Genomic DNA, 1,526 nt, shown 5'->3' with positions numbered 1-1,526 from the left:
ACCCCTAAGGGGTGACCCGCCTCAGCGCGTTTGGAGAGGCGCTTCCGCCCTTCGTCCTCCATCCCGCCATCGGAAATCTCTCCGCCCCCTTTGCTTTCTTTCCCCTCCTCTTCCACTTTTCTGCTCTTTCTCTTCCACTCCCTTGCTCCTCTTCCGCTCCCTTCCGCTTCTTCTTCCATTCGTTACATTTTGTCATCTTATTCATCAATTATATTACATTTTGGTAACAACATCCTCTTGTTTTTCTCCTCTTCCACCCCTATAATGGGAACCAAGCCAAGCACATGGACGGCGGGCTGGAGAAACGGTACCCACCGGAGCCCCCTCCCTGTTTGGAAAATTTCTTTTCTGGAGGAACCCTTTATGAAAAAGATCATTTCCATGATCCTTGCTCTGACAACTGCTGCCAGCCTCGCGGTTACCGCGTTCGCTCAGACCAAAGATAACGACAGCTCCAATCCCGTTACCAACGACACCGTCTTCTTTGACAAAGACGCCGACGGCCTCGAGCTCAACGCCGATACCGTCCTCACCCCCGGCGAGACCTACTACTTCCCCGTGAAGTTCATCGAGGCCGGCAAGACCCTCGCGGACGCCCAGGCCCTCACCTCCACCCAGTTCAACAACTTCAAGTTCCACTTCGCCAACGAAGAGGGCAAGCGCGAGATCTCTTCCATCAAGGTTGAGAAACACAAATCCGTCTACAGCCTGGCCATCACTGTGAAAGCCGGCTGGCCCACCAAGCTGTCCGACGTCTCCTACACCGTCTCCGTTGTTGACTCCAAAGACAGCAAAAACGAGATCGATGTTGCTGCTCTGGCCTTCCAGACCGGTTACAAGACCATCGACGACAGCTCCCTGAAAAACCCCGACTACGTTGTGGTGAACCCCGAGGCCCCCGTTCTCACCGAGGACAGCTTCGACACCCTCAACGACCTCGCTGACGGCAAAGAAGTCACCTTCGCCCACGGCGACTGGGAGTTCTCCGTGCGCGTCAACGGCATGAAGGACACCAACATGGTTTCCAACAGCGACGATATCGACGCGATCATCGAGAAATACCAGGATCAGGACTTCAAATTCGTCTCCTTCCCCGCTGGCCCCGAGTTCCGCACCACCGGCACCCTGTCCATCGACGTCTCCTCCGAGATGGACGACTTTGACGGCAAATTCTTCGTCTACCGCTACCTGAACGGCAAGCTCACCGAGGTGGACTTCACCCTGGATTCCGAAGAGGAGCTGGTCAAGATCAAGACCAAACAGCTGGGCCGCTTTGTGCTGACCAACAAAGAGATCACCGATTCCGTGGTTGACCCGAACTTCGGCTCCAACGGCGAATCCTCCAACGGCGGTTCCGAGCAGAACCCTGACACCGGCGCGAACGACTTTGTCGCCATCGCCGCTGCCATGGCCATCATCGCTTCCGCTGGCATCCTCCTCTCCCGCAAACGTAAATAATCCTTCCCTTCCCCTTCTTTTCTGCCAATCATTAAAAAGCACCGGAGTCCCTCGCCTCCGGTGCTTTT

The 1,526-nt window shown here is 55.6% G+C and carries 1 protein-coding gene; it reads left to right on the top strand.

The window, feature by feature from the left end:
* The first annotated feature begins 363 nt into the window (after positions 1 to 363).
* Complete coding sequence (locus H8711_RS13705; protein WP_249283890.1) at positions 364 to 1,458, top strand: NPXTG-anchored protein; 1,095 nt, start codon at positions 364 to 366, stop codon at positions 1,456 to 1,458.
* The last annotated feature ends 68 nt before the right edge of the window (positions 1,459 to 1,526 follow it).

This window comes from Ligaoa zhengdingensis, from assembly GCF_014384885.1.
In the GTDB taxonomy this organism is placed as follows: domain Bacteria; phylum Bacillota; class Clostridia; order Oscillospirales; family Ruminococcaceae; genus Ligaoa; species Ligaoa zhengdingensis.
This window is presented reverse-complemented; position numbering and strand designations above follow the sequence as displayed.